Origin of the sequence: Achromobacter sp. (genome assembly GCF_050285585.1) — a bacterium.
GTDB lineage: Bacteria > Pseudomonadota > Gammaproteobacteria > Burkholderiales > Burkholderiaceae_B > Achromobacter.
This window is the reverse complement of record NZ_JBLZXF010000016.1, coordinates 43,826-60,230: the sequence shown is the minus strand read 5'-3', so window position 1 is coordinate 60,230 and position 16,405 is coordinate 43,826. Positions and strand designations below refer to the sequence as shown.

Annotated in this window: 14 protein-coding genes; 11 read left to right on the top strand and 3 right to left on the bottom strand. The window is 66.7% G+C overall.

What is annotated here, in order from left to right; genetic code table 11:
- Positions 1-14: 14 nt before the first annotated feature.
- The 7 genes from ACN6PJ_RS19940 (at position 15) to ACN6PJ_RS19910 (ending at position 9,398) form a co-directional block, all read left to right on the top strand.
- Positions 15-1,898 (top strand): dipeptide ABC transporter ATP-binding protein, encoded by a 1,884-nt coding sequence (locus tag ACN6PJ_RS19940; protein ID WP_427997556.1) that lies wholly within the window; start codon positions 15-17, stop codon positions 1,896-1,898.
- A 65-nt stretch (positions 1,899-1,963) separates the two neighbouring features.
- Entirely contained in the window at positions 1,964-3,517 is a 1,554-nt protein-coding gene (gsiB, locus tag ACN6PJ_RS19935; protein ID WP_427997555.1) for a glutathione ABC transporter substrate-binding protein GsiB, read from the top strand.
- Between the two features lie 91 nt (positions 3,518-3,608).
- The gene (gsiC, locus tag ACN6PJ_RS19930) at positions 3,609-4,529 is read left to right on the top strand and encodes a glutathione ABC transporter permease GsiC (RefSeq protein WP_043543233.1); all 921 of its coding nucleotides are present in this window, start codon (positions 3,609-3,611) and stop codon (positions 4,527-4,529) included.
- Between the two features lie 7 nt (positions 4,530-4,536).
- Entirely contained in the window at positions 4,537-5,436 is a 900-nt protein-coding gene (gsiD, locus tag ACN6PJ_RS19925; RefSeq protein WP_427997554.1) for a glutathione ABC transporter permease GsiD, read from the top strand.
- Between the two features lie 139 nt (positions 5,437-5,575).
- The gene (locus ACN6PJ_RS19920) at positions 5,576-6,670 is read left to right on the top strand and encodes a P1 family peptidase (protein WP_427997553.1); all 1,095 of its coding nucleotides are present in this window, start codon (positions 5,576-5,578) and stop codon (positions 6,668-6,670) included.
- A gap of 20 nt (positions 6,671-6,690) precedes the next feature.
- On the top strand, positions 6,691-7,593 hold the full coding sequence (locus tag ACN6PJ_RS19915) for a M55 family metallopeptidase (RefSeq protein ID WP_427997552.1): 903 nt from the start codon (positions 6,691-6,693) through the stop codon (positions 7,591-7,593).
- A 14-nt stretch (positions 7,594-7,607) separates the two neighbouring features.
- Entirely contained in the window at positions 7,608-9,398 is a 1,791-nt protein-coding gene (locus ACN6PJ_RS19910) for an aminopeptidase P family protein (RefSeq protein ID WP_427997551.1), read from the top strand.
- Positions 9,399-9,483: 85 nt separating this feature from the next.
- Here the strand turns inward: ACN6PJ_RS19910 and ACN6PJ_RS19905 are convergent, their stop codons facing one another.
- Complete coding sequence (locus tag ACN6PJ_RS19905; protein WP_427997550.1) at positions 9,484-10,491, bottom strand: hypothetical protein; 1,008 nt, start codon at positions 10,489-10,491, stop codon at positions 9,484-9,486.
- Positions 10,492-10,688: 197 nt separating this feature from the next.
- On the opposite strand from ACN6PJ_RS19905, the gene ACN6PJ_RS19900 reads away from it, so the two are divergent.
- The 4 genes from ACN6PJ_RS19900 to ftsB all read left to right on the top strand — a co-directional run bounded on the left by ACN6PJ_RS19900 (position 10,689) and on the right by ftsB (position 14,590).
- Entirely contained in the window at positions 10,689-12,341 is a 1,653-nt protein-coding gene (locus ACN6PJ_RS19900) for a CTP synthase (RefSeq protein WP_427997549.1), read from the top strand.
- Positions 12,342-12,544: 203 nt separating this feature from the next.
- Positions 12,545-12,829 carry a DUF1330 domain-containing protein gene (locus ACN6PJ_RS19895; RefSeq protein ID WP_427997548.1) on the top strand — a complete coding sequence of 95 codons (285 nt, stop codon included), beginning with the start codon at positions 12,545-12,547 and terminating at the stop codon, positions 12,827-12,829.
- 4 nt (positions 12,830-12,833) lie between these two features.
- Positions 12,834-14,120 carry a phosphopyruvate hydratase gene (eno, locus tag ACN6PJ_RS19890; RefSeq protein WP_043543220.1) on the top strand — a complete coding sequence of 429 codons (1,287 nt, stop codon included), beginning with the start codon at positions 12,834-12,836 and terminating at the stop codon, positions 14,118-14,120.
- 56 nt (positions 14,121-14,176) lie between these two features.
- The gene (gene ftsB, locus ACN6PJ_RS19885; protein ID WP_427997547.1) at positions 14,177-14,590 is read left to right on the top strand and encodes a cell division protein FtsB; all 414 of its coding nucleotides are present in this window, start codon (positions 14,177-14,179) and stop codon (positions 14,588-14,590) included.
- 36 nt (positions 14,591-14,626) lie between these two features.
- Here the strand turns inward: ftsB and ACN6PJ_RS19880 are convergent, their stop codons facing one another.
- Complete coding sequence (locus ACN6PJ_RS19880; RefSeq protein ID WP_427997546.1) at positions 14,627-15,361, bottom strand: TadE/TadG family type IV pilus assembly protein; 735 nt, start codon at positions 15,359-15,361, stop codon at positions 14,627-14,629.
- Between the two features lie 86 nt (positions 15,362-15,447).
- Positions 15,448-16,377, bottom strand: a complete 930-nt coding sequence (gene hslO / locus ACN6PJ_RS19875) for an Hsp33 family molecular chaperone HslO (protein ID WP_427997545.1) — start codon at positions 16,375-16,377, stop codon at positions 15,448-15,450.
- Between the last annotated feature and the right edge of the window lie 28 nt (positions 16,378-16,405).

Below are 16,405 nucleotides of genomic sequence, written 5' to 3'. Positions count from 1 at the left end.
GGGATTGAATAAAGATGGTTGATCGCGCAAGCAGCCTGGCGCTGCCCGATAACCGCGTGGTCCAGGTCGACGACCTGACGGTGCGCTTCGTGGGATCCGAGCGCACGGTCGAAGCCGTGCGCAATCTGTCGTTCCATGTGGACCGGGGCGAGACCCTGGCCATCGTGGGCGAATCGGGTTCGGGCAAGTCGGTGACGTCGCTGGCGCTCATGCGCCTGGTGGAGCACGGCGGCGGACGCATCGCCCAGGGCAGCATGGCGCTGCGCCGCCGCAACGGTTCCGTGATCGACCTGGCCGGGTCCAGCCAGCGCGTCATGCGCAACGTGCGCGGCGCGGACATGGCCATGATTTTCCAGGAGCCGATGACCTCCTTGAACCCGGTGTTCACGGCCGGCGACCAGATCGCCGAATCGATCCGCCAGCACCAGGGCAAGGACGCAGCCTCGGCTCGCGCCGAAGCCCTGCGCATGCTGGAACAGGTGCGCATCCCGGAAGCGAAATCGGTGCTGGACCGCTATCCGCACCAGTTGTCGGGCGGGATGCGCCAGCGCGTCATGATCGCCATGGCGCTGGCCTGCAAACCGGCGCTCCTGATCGCCGACGAGCCCACCACCGCGCTGGACGTCACCATTCAGGCGCAGATCCTGCAACTGATCCGCCAGCTGCAGGAAGAAATGCACATGGGCGTGGTGTTCATCACTCACGACATGGGCGTGGTGGCCGAAGTGGCCGACCGCGTGCTGGTCATGTACCGCGGCGACAAGGTCGAAGAAGGCCCGTCGGAACAGGTGTTCGCCGCGCCGCAGCACCGCTACACCAAGGCGCTGCTGTCGGCCGTGCCGAAGCTGGGCGCGATGCAGGGCACCGATTCGCCGGCGCGTTTCCCGCTGCTGCAGGTGGATGGCCAGGCCCAGCCCGAGGAAGCCCCCGCCGTCAGCGCGCCGCAGGCGGCCGAGGGCAAGCGCGAGCCCATCCTGAGCGTGCGCGATCTCGTGACCCGGTTCGACCTGCGCGGCGGCATCCTGAGCCGCGTGCAACGCCGTGTGCACGCCGTGGAGCGCGTCAGCTTCGACCTGTACCCCGGCGAAACGCTGTCGCTGGTGGGCGAATCCGGTTGCGGCAAGTCCACGACGGGCCGTTCGCTGCTGCGCCTGGTCGACAGCCAGGGCGGCGAGATCCGCTTTGGCGGGCGCGATATCGTGCGCCTGAAGAACAATGAGCTGCAATCCCTGCGCCGCGACATCCAGTTCGTGTTCCAGGATCCCTTTGCATCGCTCGATCCGCGCGTGACCGTGGGCTTCTCCATCATGGAGCCGCTGCTGGTGCACGGCGTGGCCAAGGGCCGCGACGCCGAGCGCCGCGTGGCCGAACTGCTCGAGCGCGTGGGCCTGCCCGCCGAAATGGCGCAGCGCTATCCGCATGAATTCTCCGGCGGCCAGCGTCAGCGCATCTGCATCGCGCGCGCCCTGGCCCTGAATCCCAAGGTCGTGATCGCGGACGAATCCGTGTCCGCGCTGGACGTGTCGATCCAGGCGCAGATCGTGAATCTGCTGATCGACCTGCAGCGCGACATGGGCATTTCGTTCCTGTTCATTTCGCACGACATGGCCGTCGTGGAACGCGTCAGCCACCGCGTGGCCGTCATGTACCTGGGCCAGATCGTCGAGATCGGCCCGCGCCGCGCCATTTTCGAGAATCCGCAGCATCCGTACACGAAGAAGCTGATGTCGGCCGTGCCGATCGCCGATCCCGCGCGCCGCCACCTGAAGCGCACCTTGTTGTCCGATGAAATCCCAAGCCCGATCCGCAAGCTGGGCGACGAACCGGTGGTGCAGCCGCTGGTGCAGGTCGGAACGGATCACTTCGTCGCCCGGCATCCGGTCGGCGGAGCGTATTGAGTCTTTGTTGTACCCGTTTTTCTTCCACCAAACCCCCTAATTCCCATCCGGAACCAGGAGTTGCAATGATGAAAGTTCTGCGCCCCACCAAGCTGATGGCCGCCGCCGCGGTGGCCTTCGGCATGCTCAGCTCGCCGCTGGCGCACGCTGCCAAGGACGTGACGTTCGCCGTCTCCATCGCGCTGGAAACGCTCGATCCGTACAACACCAACAGCACCCTGAACCAGGCGGCCGGCAAGGCCTACTACGAAGGCCTGTTCGAATTCGACAAGGATCTGAAGGTCCAGAAGGTGCTGGCCACCGATTACACCGTCAGCGAAGACGGCCTGGTCTACACGTTCAAGCTGCGCCCCGGCGTGAAGTTCCACGACGGCACCGATTTCAACGCCGAAGCCGTCAAGATCAACTTCGACCGTCCGGCCAATCCGGACAACCGCCTGTCGCGCTACATCCAGTTCAGCGTCATCGAGAAGACCGAAGTGGTCGATCCGATGACCGTCAAGATCACGCTGAAGAAGCCGTTCTCGGCCTTCATCAACGCGCTGGCCCACCCGGCCGCCATGATGATCTCGCCCGCCGCCCTGGCCAAGTACGGCAAGGAAATCGGCTTCCACCCCGTGGGCACCGGCCCGTTCGAATTCGTCGAATGGAAACCGGCCGAGTACCTGAAGGTCAAGAAGTTCGACGGCTACTGGAAGAAGGGCTATCCCAAGGTCGATACCCTGACGTTCCGCACCGTTACGGACAACAACACCCGCGCCGCCGTGGTGCAGACGGGCGAGGCGCAATTCGCCTTCCCGGTGCCGTTCGAGCAGGCCGCCGTGCTGCAGAAGAACGACAAGCTGGACGTGGTCGACCACAAGAATTCGATCATGGCCCGCTATCTGTCGATGAACACGCAGCAGAAGCCGTTCGACAACGTCAAGGTGCGCGAAGCCATCAACTACGCCATCAACAAGGAAGCCCTGGCCAAGGTCGCTTTCTCCGGCTACGCCACCATCGTCGACGGCGTCGTGCCGGCCGGCGTGGACTTCGCCCACAAGACGGGACCGTGGCCGTACGACATCAAGAAGGCCAAGGCCCTGCTGGCCGAGGCCGGCTACCCCAACGGCTTCGAGAGCCAGCTGTGGTCCGCCTATAACGACGGCACCTCGGTGAAGGTCGTCCAGTTCCTGCAGCAGCAACTGGCCCAGGTCGGCATCAAGGTGTCGGTCGAAGTGCTGGAATCGGGCCAGCGCGTCCAACGCGTCCAGCAGGTGCAGAAGCCTGAAGACGCCAAGGTCCGCATGTACTACGCCGGCTGGTCGTCCTCGACCGGCGAAGCCGACTGGGGCCTGCGTCCGCTGCTGACCACGGCCGCGTTCCCGCCGGTGCTCAACAACGTGTCGTACTACTCGAACAAGTCGGTCGACGACGGCATCCAGCAGGCCCTGGCCACGACGGACCGCGCCAAGAAGACGGAAATCTACAAGAACGTCCAGGAAACGATCTGGAAGGATGCCCCCTGGGCCTTCCTGGTCACCCAGAACAACCTGTACGTGAAGTCGAAGAATCTGTCGGGCGTCTACGTTGAACCGGACACCTCGTTCTGGTTCGGCGACATCGACCTGAAGCAGTAAACCTAGCAGCAACCCCCGGGGCCGGAAGGCCCCACAGTAAGGCCGCATGCGGCGGGGACACGGTGTCCCCGCCGATGTCGCAGGAATTTCAATGCTGACCTACATCGTCAAACGTCTTTTGGGCATGATCCCCACGCTGCTACTGGTGGCGGTGGTCGTGTTCCTGTTCGTGCACATGCTTCCGGGCGATCCGGCCCGTCTGGCCGCCGGCCAGGAGGCCGACCAGGCGACCGTCGAACTCGTGCGCAAGGAACTCGGGCTGGACCTGCCCCTGCCGCAGCAGTTCGTGCGCTACTTCAGCCACATGCTGCAAGGCGACCTCGGCACGTCGCTGCGCACCAAGCGCCCCGTGTCGACGGAAATCGCGGACCGCTTCATGCCCACGCTGTGGCTCACCATTGCCAGCATGGTCTGGTCGGTGACATTCGGCATGATCATCGGGATCGTGTCGGCCGTGTGGCGCAACCGCTGGCCCGACCGTCTCGGCATGACGCTGGCGGTGTCCGGCATCTCGTTTCCCGCCTTCGCGCTGGGGATGATGCTGATGCAGGTGTTCTCGGTGAATCTCGGCTGGTTGCCGACCGTGGGCGCCTCCAGCTGGAAACACTACATACTGCCGTCCATCACGCTCGGCGCCGCCGTTGCCGCGGTGATGGCCCGTTTTACCCGCGCCTCGTTCGTGGAGGTCATCCAGGAAGACTTCGTGCGCACCGCGAGGGCCAAGGGGCTGACCGAGCGCCGCGTGGTGATCAAGCATGCCTTGCGCAATGCGCTGATCCCGGTGGTGACCATGATGGGCCTGCAGTTCGGCTTCCTGCTGGGCGGCTCGATCGTGGTCGAGACCGTGTTCAACTGGCCCGGCCTCGGCCGCCTGCTGGTGGACGCCGTGACCCAGCGCGACTATCCGGTGATCCAGGGCCTCGTGCTGCTGTTCTCGCTGGAATTCATCCTGATCAACCTGATTGTCGACGTGCTCTACGGCGTCATCAATCCCAGCATCCGTTACAAGTGAGGCGGCCATGAGCAATACGACACCCGCCGCGACCATCGCCGCCGCTCCCAAGAACGACGTGCGCACGCCCGCCACCGAGTTCTGGCGCAAATTCAAGAAGCAGAAGCTCGCCGTTGGCGCCGGCATCTTCGTCCTGCTGCTGGTCTTCGTCGCAATCTTCGCGCCGTGGATCGTGCCGTTCGACGCCGAGAACTTTTTCGACTACGACGCCCTGAACGCCGGGCCGTCCGTCAAGCACTGGCTGGGCGTGGATTCGCTGGGCCGCGACATCTTCAGCCGTATCCTGATGGGCGCGCGCATCTCGCTGGCCGCCGGCTTCCTGTCGGTCGCCATGGGCGCCATCGTCGGCACGTTCATGGGCCTGATGGCCGGCTACTACCAGGGTTGGTGGGAGCGCATCACCATGCGCATCTCCGATGTGCTGCTGGCCTTCCCCGGCATGCTGCTGGCCATCGGCGTGGTCGCCATCCTGGGCTCCAGCATGGTCAACGTGATCGTCGCCGTGGCGGTGTTCAGCGTGCCGGCCTTCGCCCGCCTGGTGCGCGGCAATACGCTGTCGATCAAGCAGATGACCTACGTCGAGGCCGTCAAGAGCGTGGGCGCCTCCGACTGGACCATCATCATGCGCCATATCCTGCCCGGCACGATCTCGCCGATCGTGGTGTACGGCACGATGCGCATCGGCACATCGATCATCACGGCCGCCAGCCTGTCCTTCCTGGGCATGGGCGCGCAGCCGCCCACCCCGGAATGGGGCGCGATGCTGAACGAGGCCCGCGCCGACATGGTGATCGCGCCGCACGTGGCGATCTTCCCGGCCCTGGCCATCTTCTTCACCGTGCTGGCGTTCAACCTGCTGGGCGACGGCCTGCGCGACGCGCTCGATCCCAAGATCGACCGCAAGTAATCCTGCCGCCGGTCCTTCCGGGACCGGCGTGGAGGGCGAATTTTCCGCCGCCGCCTCCGTCCGCCGCGCGCCGCCGAGCGCGCGCCGGACCCAGGGCGGCGGCGTTTTGCATTCAGGAGCGTGGCGACACGTAGCGAACATGGACAAACAAGCGCTGGACATTCCCCGCATCGGCGTGCTGCCCCCGGGCCCGCTGGATTCGATCTGCGACGTGGGCGAGGTCACCGTCGGTCATCGCACGCTGGCCGACGGCCCGTTGCAGACCGGCGTGACCGTCGTGCGTCCGCATGGCGGCGACCCCTATCTGGACAAGGTCCCGGCCGCCGCCACCGTGCTGAACGGCTTCGGCAAGAGCACCGGGCTGGTCCAGGTGCAGGAGCTGGGCGTGCTGGAAACGCCCATCGCGCTGACCAACACTTTTGGCGTGGGCACGGTGGCCAATGCGCAGATCCGCGCCGCCGTGGCCGCCAATCCGGGGATCGGCCGGGGCATGGCCACCGTCAACCCGCTGGTCTTCGAGTGCAACGACGGCTACCTGAACGACATCCAGGCGCTGGCGGTCCAGGAGTCGCACTACGCCGATGCGCTGGCCGCCGCGGGCAAGCGGTTCGAGCAGGGCGCCGTGGGCGCCGGCCGGGGCATGTCCTGCTTTTCCTTCAAGGGCGGCATCGGCTCGGCCTCGCGCTTGGCATCCCTCCCGGCCGGGCCTCGGTACACGGTCGGGGCGCTGGTGCTGTCCAACTTCGGCCGCCTGCCCAACCTGACCGTGGCGGGCCGGCCCTTCGGCCGACGGCTGGCGGCGCAGTTGGACCGCGGCCTGGCGCAGGCGGGCGAGAACGCCGCCATTGCGCCCGAGAAGGGGTCCATCATCCTGCTGCTGGCCACCGACGCGCCGCTGGATTCGCGCCAGCTGCGCCGCCTGTCGCTGCGGGCGGGGGCGGGGCTGGCGCGCACCGGCTCCGTGTTCGGCCACGGCAGCGGCGACATCGCGCTGGCGTTTTCCACGGCCTACACGGTGCCGCAACTGCCCGAGCAGCCCATGCCGGCGGTGGCGATGTTGCATGAAGCCCGCATCGACCCCTTGTTCGAAGCCGCGGCCGAGGCCTGCGAGCAGGCCATCGTTTCCGCGCTCTGGCATGCCGATGGCGTGACGGGACGCGATGGCAACCGGCGCGCCGCGATCCGCGACGCGGCGCCGCAGTGGCGCCAGTGGCTGTCCGACACCGAATTCTGAATTTCTCGAAGGCTGATTCCATGAAGATCCTGATTTCCACCGATATCGAAGGCGTCGCCGGCGTCTTCCATTCCGAACAAGTCCGCGCCGGCAACGGCGAATACGAGCGCGCCCGCGCCTGGATGACCGCCGAGGCCAACGCGGCCGTGCAGGGAGCCATCGCCGGCGGCGCGGAAGAGATCCTGGTCAACGATTCGCATGGCGGGTTCCGCAACCTGCTGCCCGACGGCCTGGACGAGCGCGCCCGCCTGGTGCTGGGCAAGCCGCGCTACCTGGGCATGATGGGCGGGCTGGAAGAGGGCTGCGACGCCGTCATCATGATCGGCTACCACTCGCGCTCGCAGGGCCGCGGCATCCTGGCCCACACCATCAATAGCTTCGCGTTCGCCCGCGTGTTCATCAACGGCATGGAGCTGGGCGAGGCCGGCCTGTACGGCGCGCTGGCCGGCGAAATGGGCGTGCCCGTCATCCTGGGCTCCGGCGACGATGTGTTCATCTCGGAAACCCGCGATCTCTTTCCCGGCGCCGAATGGGTGCAGACCAAGGTGGCGCATGGCCAGGGCAGCGGCGTGACGCTGTCGCCCGCGGCCTCGCGTCGAGCGATCGCCGCTGCCGCCGAAAAGGCGGTGCGCAATCTGAAGGAAGACGCCCCCGCGCCGCGCCCGCCGGGCGGGCTTGCTGCCCCCCAAGGGGGCGTTTCTGTCTTGGGGCGGCCCGGCGATAGAAAAGCCGTTCCTTTCCGCATTCCCGCCCCTATAGAATGCCGGTTGCAGACGCAGAGTTCGGCCCTGGCCGACCTGTTCTGCATGTGGCCCACGCTGGAGCGCGTGGACGGCGTGACCTTGCGGTTCACCACGGACAGCATGCAGTCCGCCGTCCGCACGCTGAACAGCCTGGCCGCCATGTCTTTCATGTTGCGCTAAGGATTCCATCCCCCATGTCTAGCACCGACGCCCGTATCGCCCGACTGCGGCAGGCCATGAGCCGCCGCGGCCTGTCCGCCTACATCGTTCCCTCTTCGGACCCGCACCTGTCCGAATACCTGCCCGAGCGCTGGCAGGGGAGGCGCTGGCTGTCGGGCTTCACGGGTTCCGTCGGCACCTTGGTGGTCACCGCCGATTTCGCCGGCCTGTGGGTGGACAGCCGCTATTGGGTACAGGCCGAGGCGCAACTGGCCGGCACCTGCGTGCAACTGATGAAGATCGCGCTGGCGTCCACACCGGGCCACGTCGATTGGCTTGCGGCCAACACCAAGGCCGGCGAGGTCATCGGGGTGGACGGGCAGGTGCTGGGCCTGGGCGCCTTCCGCGCGCTGTCGGCGGCCGCGGCCGCCGCGGGCGCCATCCTGGAAATCCGCGAGGATCTGCTGGAAGACATCTGGGCGGACCGTGCCGGCCTGCCGCGCGCCCCGATCTACGATCACGTGGCGCCGGAGGCCTGCGTCTCCCGCGCCGACAAGCTGGCCCAGGTGCGCGAGGCCATGCGCGGGCATGGCGCGGACGTGCATTTCATCAGCACGCTGGACGACATCGCCTGGCTCTTCAACCTGCGCGGCGCCGACGTGGACTACAACCCCGTGTTCGTCGGCCATGCGCTGGTCGGCCTGGACCACGCCACGCTGTTCGTGGCGGACGGCAAGGTCGACGGCGCCCTGCGCGCCATCCTGGCGGCCGACGGCGTGGAAGTGGCGGATTACGCCCAGGCCGCCGATGCGCTGGCTTCGTTGGAGCTGGACCAGAAGTTGCTGATCGACCCGGCCCGCGTGACCTGCGGCGTGTTCCACGCCATGGATCCGGCCGTGCCGCGCGTCGAGGCCATCAATCCGTCCACGCTGCTGAAGTCCCGCAAGACCGACGCCGAGCTGGCCAATGTGCGCCAGGCCATGGCCCAGGACGGCGCGGCGCTTTGTGAATTCTTCGCGTGGTTCGAAGGCGCGCTGGGCACCGAAACCATCACCGAACTGACGATCGACGATCGGATCACCGCCGCCCGCGCGCGTCGGCCCGGCTACGTCTGCCCCAGCTTCGCGACCATCGCCGGCTTCAACGCCAATGGCGCGATGCCGCACTATCGCGCCACCCAGGAATCGCACGCAACCATCGAAGGCGACGGCCTGTTGCTGATCGACTCTGGCGGCCAGTACCTGGGCGGCACCACCGACATCACCCGCGTGGTCGCGGTGGGCGCGCCCAGCGCCGACCAGAAGGTGGACTTCACGCTGGTGCTCAAGGGCATGATCGCGCTGTCGCGGGCCTCGTTCCCGCGCGGCACGCCTTCGCCCATGCTGGACGCCATCGCGCGCGCTCCCATTTGGGAGGGCGGGGCGGAATACGGCCATGGCACGGGCCACGGCGTAGGTTACTTCCTGAACGTGCACGAAGGCCCGCAGGTGATTTCCTACCGCGCCGCGCCCGGCCCGCACACGGCGATGGAGCCGGGCATGATCACCTCCAACGAACCGGGCATCTACCGCCCGGGCCGCTGGGGCGTGCGCATCGAGAACCTGGTGGCCAACCGCGCGTGGCTGACCTCGGAACTGGGGGAATTCCTGTGCTTCGAGACGCTGACGCTGTGCCCGATCGACACGCGCTGCATCGAGCCGTCGCTGTTGCGCGACGACGAAATCGCATGGCTCAACGACTACCACAAGACGGTGTTCGAGCGGCTGTCGCCGCTGGTGGAAGGCGAGGCCCTGGCATGGCTGGAGCGTCGCACGGCGGCGGTCTGACATCCGCGTCCGGACAATGAAAAAGGCCCTTCGGGGCCTTTTTCATTGCGTCTATTCCTGCGTTGCAGCCTTCCGGCCGCTCCGTTCAGGCCGATGCGGCATCCTGATGCGCGTCGTGGCGCCGGTAGAACAGCTTGGCGCCGACGTGGCACCCCAGCGCCAGCAGGGCGCCGTAGGCCAGCAGCAGCGCCACCGTCGTGGCGCTGGTTTCAGCGGCACGCACCAACTGGTCCCACGTCATGGCGCGGATGGCCAGAACGGCCAGGCCGATCCCGAGCGCCTGTGCCATCCAGAAAGCGAACGTCCCATGGGCGATGGCCCGGCCGAATCCGGCCGTCCCCAATGTTTGCGGCACGCGCTTCAGGCAGACCCATGCCGTCAGCGCCAGGATCAGGGCGGGCAGCACCCAGTAGCCCAAGGCGTACTCCAGCAGTTCCGCCGATCGCATGTACGACGCGAAGTAGCCGCCCAGTGCCAGCGCCCCATGCAGCTGCCACAGCAGCAGCGTCAGCGCGGCGATCCATGCCGCGTGGCGAGGCAGGTAGGCAGGCGCGCCAGACGCTTCGCCCGGCCTGACGCTCCAGGCCGCGATGCGCACCGCCAGCCAGCTGTCTACGATCACGAGCAGGATGCTGCAAAGCTTGAGCGGCAGGCCCATTATCAGTATGCGGGTCGGACCGTAATAGCCGAACGTATTGTCCACCCATTCCTTGTGGGCGACGACGAACGAATAAAAAGCATGCTGGAGCAGCGCCTGGGCGACGGAATTCAACACGAACAGGACCAGCGACAGCGCCAGCAGCACCGCCGTCATCCGGCCCGGGCGGTCGACGCCGCTCGCGCCATGCCGGCGGAGCCAGCGCTGCGTGGTGCACCAGGTGACCAGTCCCACGAGGATGCAGCCGGCCGCGAGCTGCACGCCGGTGGTCGCCAGCATCTCGGGCCGCGCATATATCTCGCGCATCTGCGCGGCCATCGGCGAAGCGAGCATCAGGTAGGCCTGGAGCAGCGCGGTGCCGAGCACCTGCAAGCCAATCGCGGCCATCGTCAGGCGCCAGGCCAGGGATTTCGGGTGGTCGGGCGGGGTGTTCATCGGCAAGGGCGCTCCTGGTAGGGTCCAAAATCGGGGACGACCATAGCACGAAGCCTCCGGCGCGGTATTTCGATGCTCCGGCCGAGTGCAGCCAAATGTTACGAACTGGCGGCTAGGGGAAAACCCAAATAACCTCCGCCTCCCGGCTATAATCCAAATTTCCCGCACGCGCCCGCTCGTCCCGGGTGCTCATTACGATGACCAAATACGTATTTGTCACCGGCGGTGTGGTGTCTTCCCTGGGCAAGGGCATCGCCGCTGCGTCGCTTGCCGCCATCCTCGAGTCGCGTGGCCTGCAAGTCACCATGCTGAAGCTCGATCCGTACATCAACGTCGACCCGGGCACCATGAGCCCGTTCCAGCACGGCGAGGTTTTCGTCACCGAAGACGGTGCCGAAACCGACCTGGACCTCGGCCACTACGAGCGCTTCATTTCCGCCCGGATGCACAAGGTGAACAACTTCACCACCGGCCAGATCTATGAATCCGTGCTTCGCAAGGAGCGCCGCGGCGACTACCTGGGCAAGACCGTCCAGGTCATTCCCCACATCACGAACGAAATCCAGGACTTCATCGCCCGTGGCGCCGATGCCGCCTGGAACGGCAACACGGACGTCGCCATCGTCGAGATCGGCGGCACGGTGGGCGACATCGAATCCCTGCCTTTCCTGGAAGCCGCGCGCCAGATGAGCCTGCGCATGGGCCGCAACAATGCCGCCTTCGTGCACCTGACCCTGGTTCCCTTCATCGCCTCCGCTGGCGAACTGAAGACCAAGCCCACGCAGCATTCGGTGCAGAAACTGCGGGAAATCGGCATCTACCCGAACGCGCTGCTGTGCCGCGCGGACCGCCGCATCCCGGACGACGAGCGCGCCAAGATCTCGATGTTCTCCAACGTGCCCCTGGACGCGGTCGTTTCCGTCTGGGACGCCGATTCGATCTACAAGATCCCGGCCATGCTGCACAAGCAGGGCGTGGACAACATCGTTTGCGAAGCCCTGGGCCTGACCCCGCCGCCGGCCGACCTGTCCATGTGGGACAACCTGGTCGAAGCGCTGGAACATCCCCAGCACGAACTCACCATCGGCATGGTCGGCAAGTACGTCGACCTGACCGAGTCGTACAAGTCGCTGACCGAAGCCCTGGTCCACGCCGGTATCCATACGCGCTCGAAGATCAACATCGAGTACATCGATTCCGAAGACATCGAAACCCGCGGCACCGACCAGCTCAAGCACCTGGACGCCATCCTGGTTCCCGGCGGTTTCGGCAAGCGCGGCACCGAAGGCAAGATCGCGGCCATCCGCTATGCCCGAGAGAACGGCGTTCCGTACCTGGGCATCTGCCTGGGCATGCAGCTGGCCGTCATCGAATTCGCGCGCCACGTCGCCGGCCTGGGCGGCGCCAACAGCACGGAATTCGATCCGTCCGCTCCGCATCCCGTGGTGGCCCTGATCACCGAATGGATGGATCGCGAAGGCAAGGTCGAAAAGCGCGACACCTCCTCGGACCTGGGCGGCACGATGCGCAAGGGCGCGCAGCGCGTGCCGATCAAGCCCGGCACCCGCGCGCAGGCCATCTACGGCGACGAAGTGAATGAACGCCATCGTCACCGTTACGAAGTCAACAACGTCTACGTGCCCCGCCTCGAAGAGGCCGGCATGGTGATCAGCGCCCGCACGCCGACCGAGAACCTGCCGGAAATGATGGAATTGCCCAACCATCCGTGGTTCGTGGGCGTGCAGTTCCACCCGGAGTTCACGTCCACCCCGCGTGACGGACACCCCTTGTTCTCCAGCTATATCCGCGCCGCCATCGAGCAGAAGGCTCGCCGCGGCCAGGAGGCGTAATGGGCGCCTGCGGTCTCGAGTTCCGCGTGCGGATCATCGGGATCGCGGGCCTCCGCCCCGGCGCCGCCCTGTACGGCGGCGCTTCTTTCGGATACAACCGATTAGCAACGGATATGCGTCGCCGGCCGCCTTTGCGCGACACTGGCGATGCCGCCGCATCCGGCGCCACACCGAAACCAACGCAACTGTCCTGAAGGAACCCCATGAGTGCTTACCTCATCGCCGACGTCACAGTGACCAAGCCCGCGCAGTACGAGGATTACAAGCGTCTGTCCACGCTCGCCATGCGGGCGTACGATGCGAAGATCCTGGTGCGCGGCGGCGAGTCCAAGCACCTCGAGGGCCGTAAGCCTGGCCGCACCGTCGTCATGGAATTCCCCTCCATGGCCTCCGCCCAGGCCTTCTACGACTCCTGGCAGTACCGCCGCGCCCGCAATGCCCGCGAAGGCGCGGCCGTCATGAATATGTTTATCGTTCAGGGAATGTAAAGTCATGAGTGCAATTGTCGATATCATCGGCCGCGAGATCCTGGATTCTCGCGGCAACCCCACCGTGGAATGCGATGTGCTGCTGGAGTCCGGCGCAATGGGCCGCGCGGCCGTGCCGTCGGGCGCCTCCACCGGCGCGCGTGAAGCCATCGAACTGCGCGACGGCGACAAGAGCCGTTATCTGGGCAAGGGCGTGCTGCGCGCCGTCGAGAACCTCAATACGGAAATCTCGGAAGCCCTGATGGGCCTGGACGCCCAGGAGCAGACGTTCGTCGATCGCACCCTGATCGAACTGGACGGCACCGACACCAAGGAGCGCCTGGGCGCCAACGCGATCCTGGCTGCCTCGATGGCCGTGGCCCGCGCCGCCGCCGACGAGTCCGGCCTGTCGCTGTACCGCTATTTCGGCGGCAGCGGCCCCATGAGCATGCCCGTGCCGATGATGAACGTCATCAACGGCGGCGCGCACGCCAACAACACGCTCGACCTGCAGGAACTGATGATCCTGCCGGTGGGCGCGGGCAGCTTCCGCGAAGCCCTGCGCTGGGGCGCCGAAGTCTTCCACATGCTCAAGAAGCTGATCCACGGCCAGGGCATGTCCACCGCCGTGGGCGACGAGGGCGGTTTCGCGCCCAACGTGCCCAGCCACGAAGCCGCCATCCAGCTGATCCTGAAGGCCATCACCGAAGCCGGCTACGAGCCGGGTTCGCAGATCGCCCTGGGCCTGGATTGCGCCAGCTCCGAGTTCTACCGCGACGGCAAGTACACGCTGGCCGGCGAAGGCGGCATCTCGCTGTCCTCGCAGGAATTCACCAACCTGCTGGCAACCTGGTGCGACAAGTACCCGATCATCTCGATCGAAGACGGCATGGCCGAAAACGACTGGGAAGGCTGGAAGCTGCTGACCGACCAACTGGGCAAGAAGGTGCAGCTGGTGGGCGACGACCTGTTCGTCACCAACACCAAGATCCTGCGTGAAGGCATCCAGAAGGGCGTCGCGAACTCGATCCTCATCAAGATCAACCAGATCGGCACGCTGACCGAAACCTTCGCCGCCATCGAAATGGCCAAGCGCGCCGGCTACACCGCCGTCGTGTCGCATCGTTCGGGCGAAACCGAGGACTCCACCATCGCCGACATCGCCGTGGCGACCAATGCCATGCAGATCAAGACGGGTTCGCTGTCCCGCTCGGACCGCATGGCCAAGTACAACCAGCTGCTGCGCATCGAGGAAGAACTGGCTGAAGTGGCGTCGTATCCCGGCCTGGAAGCTTTCTACAACCTGCGTTGATGACGAGCGTGGCCCGGGCTTGCGGCCCGGGCCACGACTGCTGAGGGTTCTCGCGTATGCGCCTGTTGTTCCTGGTGCTGTTCGTGCTGCTAGGCCTGATCCAATACCCGCTCTGGTTGGGTAAGGGCGGCTGGTTCAAGGTCTGGGATCTGCAACGCCAGGTGGCGGAGCAGCGCGAGACCAATGAAGGCCTGCGCGCGCGCAATGCAGCACTCGAAGCCGAGGTGCGCGACCTCGAAGGCGGAACCGGCGCCATCGAGGAACGGGCCCGCGGCGAGCTGGGCATGATGCGCGAAGGCGAGGTATTCGTGCACATCCTGCCGCAGAATACGCCGCCGCCCGCGGGCGGCGCCTCGCTGGCGGCCGATCCCGCCGCCAAGCCTGCCACCGCCGCGCGCGCCAGCGCGCCGGCCGCCCGGACGTCCGCTCCGGCGCACAAGCCCGCCAATCCGGCGAACGCCCGGCACTGACCGGCTCCGCGTTCCCGCAACCGCGTTCCATTCCGATCAGCCGCAGCGCACGCTGCGGCACTCGCCATAAACGAAACCGGGGGGCGGGGTCCTGCGCGCCCATTCGACGGGGTGCGATTGCATTTCCATTTCCAGTTCGACGCGGATGGGCAGCAGGCCCCGGGCCTGCGCATGCCCGGCGTAGCTGGAGGCGTCGCGCCCCAGCGCCGCCAGCAAGGCCCGCAAGGGCGGCAGCAGCGGCTGGTGCAGATAGGTCAGCCGCAGCTTCAGCGTATTGGCCTGGAAGATGGTCTGGCCGCCCGGGCCCGACGGCTGGCGCGCGTGCTGCAAATCCTGGTAGTCGTTGTCGATCGCGCGCAGGCCGGCGGCGGAGGCGACGCGCAGGCCCGGCCGGGCGTGGCCGCGGAAGGATCGTTCGTCGGGAAGCAGCACTTCGATGCGCCAGGGATGCGTTCCGGCAAGGGCGGCGACCCTGGCGAAGCGATGCGCCTGGCGGCGCCGGGCGTCCGCCTGGCCCTGAGGGGAGGCGTCGCGCGGCAACAGGGCTTGCAGGAACGCCGCCCGCATGCGCGCCGGGTCGCCGTGGGTAGTGGCGCCGGCGCGCGCCGCCTCCATCAGGGCCAGATGGGCCATCTGCCGCATGCCCTGCCAATGCGCGGCCTCGATCGCCAGCAAGCCCAGCAGCAGCAGGACGGCCGCCGCCACCGCGAACTCGATGGCGGCGGCGCCGCGTTGCGGTCGCAGGCACAGGGCAAGAAAAAAAGCGGTCATGGCTGCGCAGTGTGGCGCGGGCATGACCGCTTGTCGATGAGGACAATCCGGTGTGATGGAAACGTCGCGGCGGGGCCGCCGGCGCGTCAGTGCACGGTGGGAGGCGCGTCCGCGGCGGGGGGCGCGTTGGGCGTGAACAGGGCGGCGCAGTCGACCGAATCGAATTTGTACGGTTTGCCGCAGAAGTCGCAGGAGACGTCCACTTCGCCGCGTTCGGCCAGGATGTCCTGGACTTCTTCTTCGCCCAACGAACGCAGCATGTTGGCCACGCGCTCGCGGGTGCAGGGGCAGTACCAGCGCACGTCGAGCGGATCGAAGGCCACCAGCGTTTCTTCCCAGAACAGGCGATGGGCCAGCGTATCGATCTCGGTCGCCAGCAGCTCGTCGCGCTTGAGGGTGCCGGCCAGCGCGCAGATGCGCTCCCAGGTTTCGGCGGCGTCCTGCTCGGTGAGCACGGGCGCGTCGGAGCCGCCATGGTGCGGCAGGCGCTGGATGAGGACGCCGGCCGCATGCTCGGCGTCAGCGGCCAGCCACAGCCGCGTGTCCAGCTGTTCGGAGGCCTTCATGTAGTGCTGCAGCGCTTCGGCCACGGTATCGCCTTCCAGGGGCACGACGCCCTGGTAGGCCTGCTGGCCGGGCAGCTTGCGCTGCGGGTCCAGCACCACGATGAAACGGCCGTTGCCGCCGGGGTTCAGCAGGCTTTGCATGTCGCCATCGGAGGGTACTGCGTGCCCTTCGCGCATCTTGACGGTGGCGCGCAGGCTGAGATCGTGGCGGCATTCCACCACCAGCAGGGCGATGGGGCCATCGCCCTGGATCTGCAGCACCAGCGAGCCATCGAACTTGATGTTGGCGGCCAGCAGGGTGGACGCGGCCACCAGCTCTCCCAGCAGGTTGGTGATGGCGGGCGGGTAGTCGTGGTTGGCCTGAACGGCCTTCCAGGTGGCGGCCAGGCGCACGGCCTGGATGCGGACGCTGCGGTCTTCGGTAAGGTATTTCTTGAGCTGATCGGTCATGGAGGAATGTTAGCCGATCAGGCGGGCC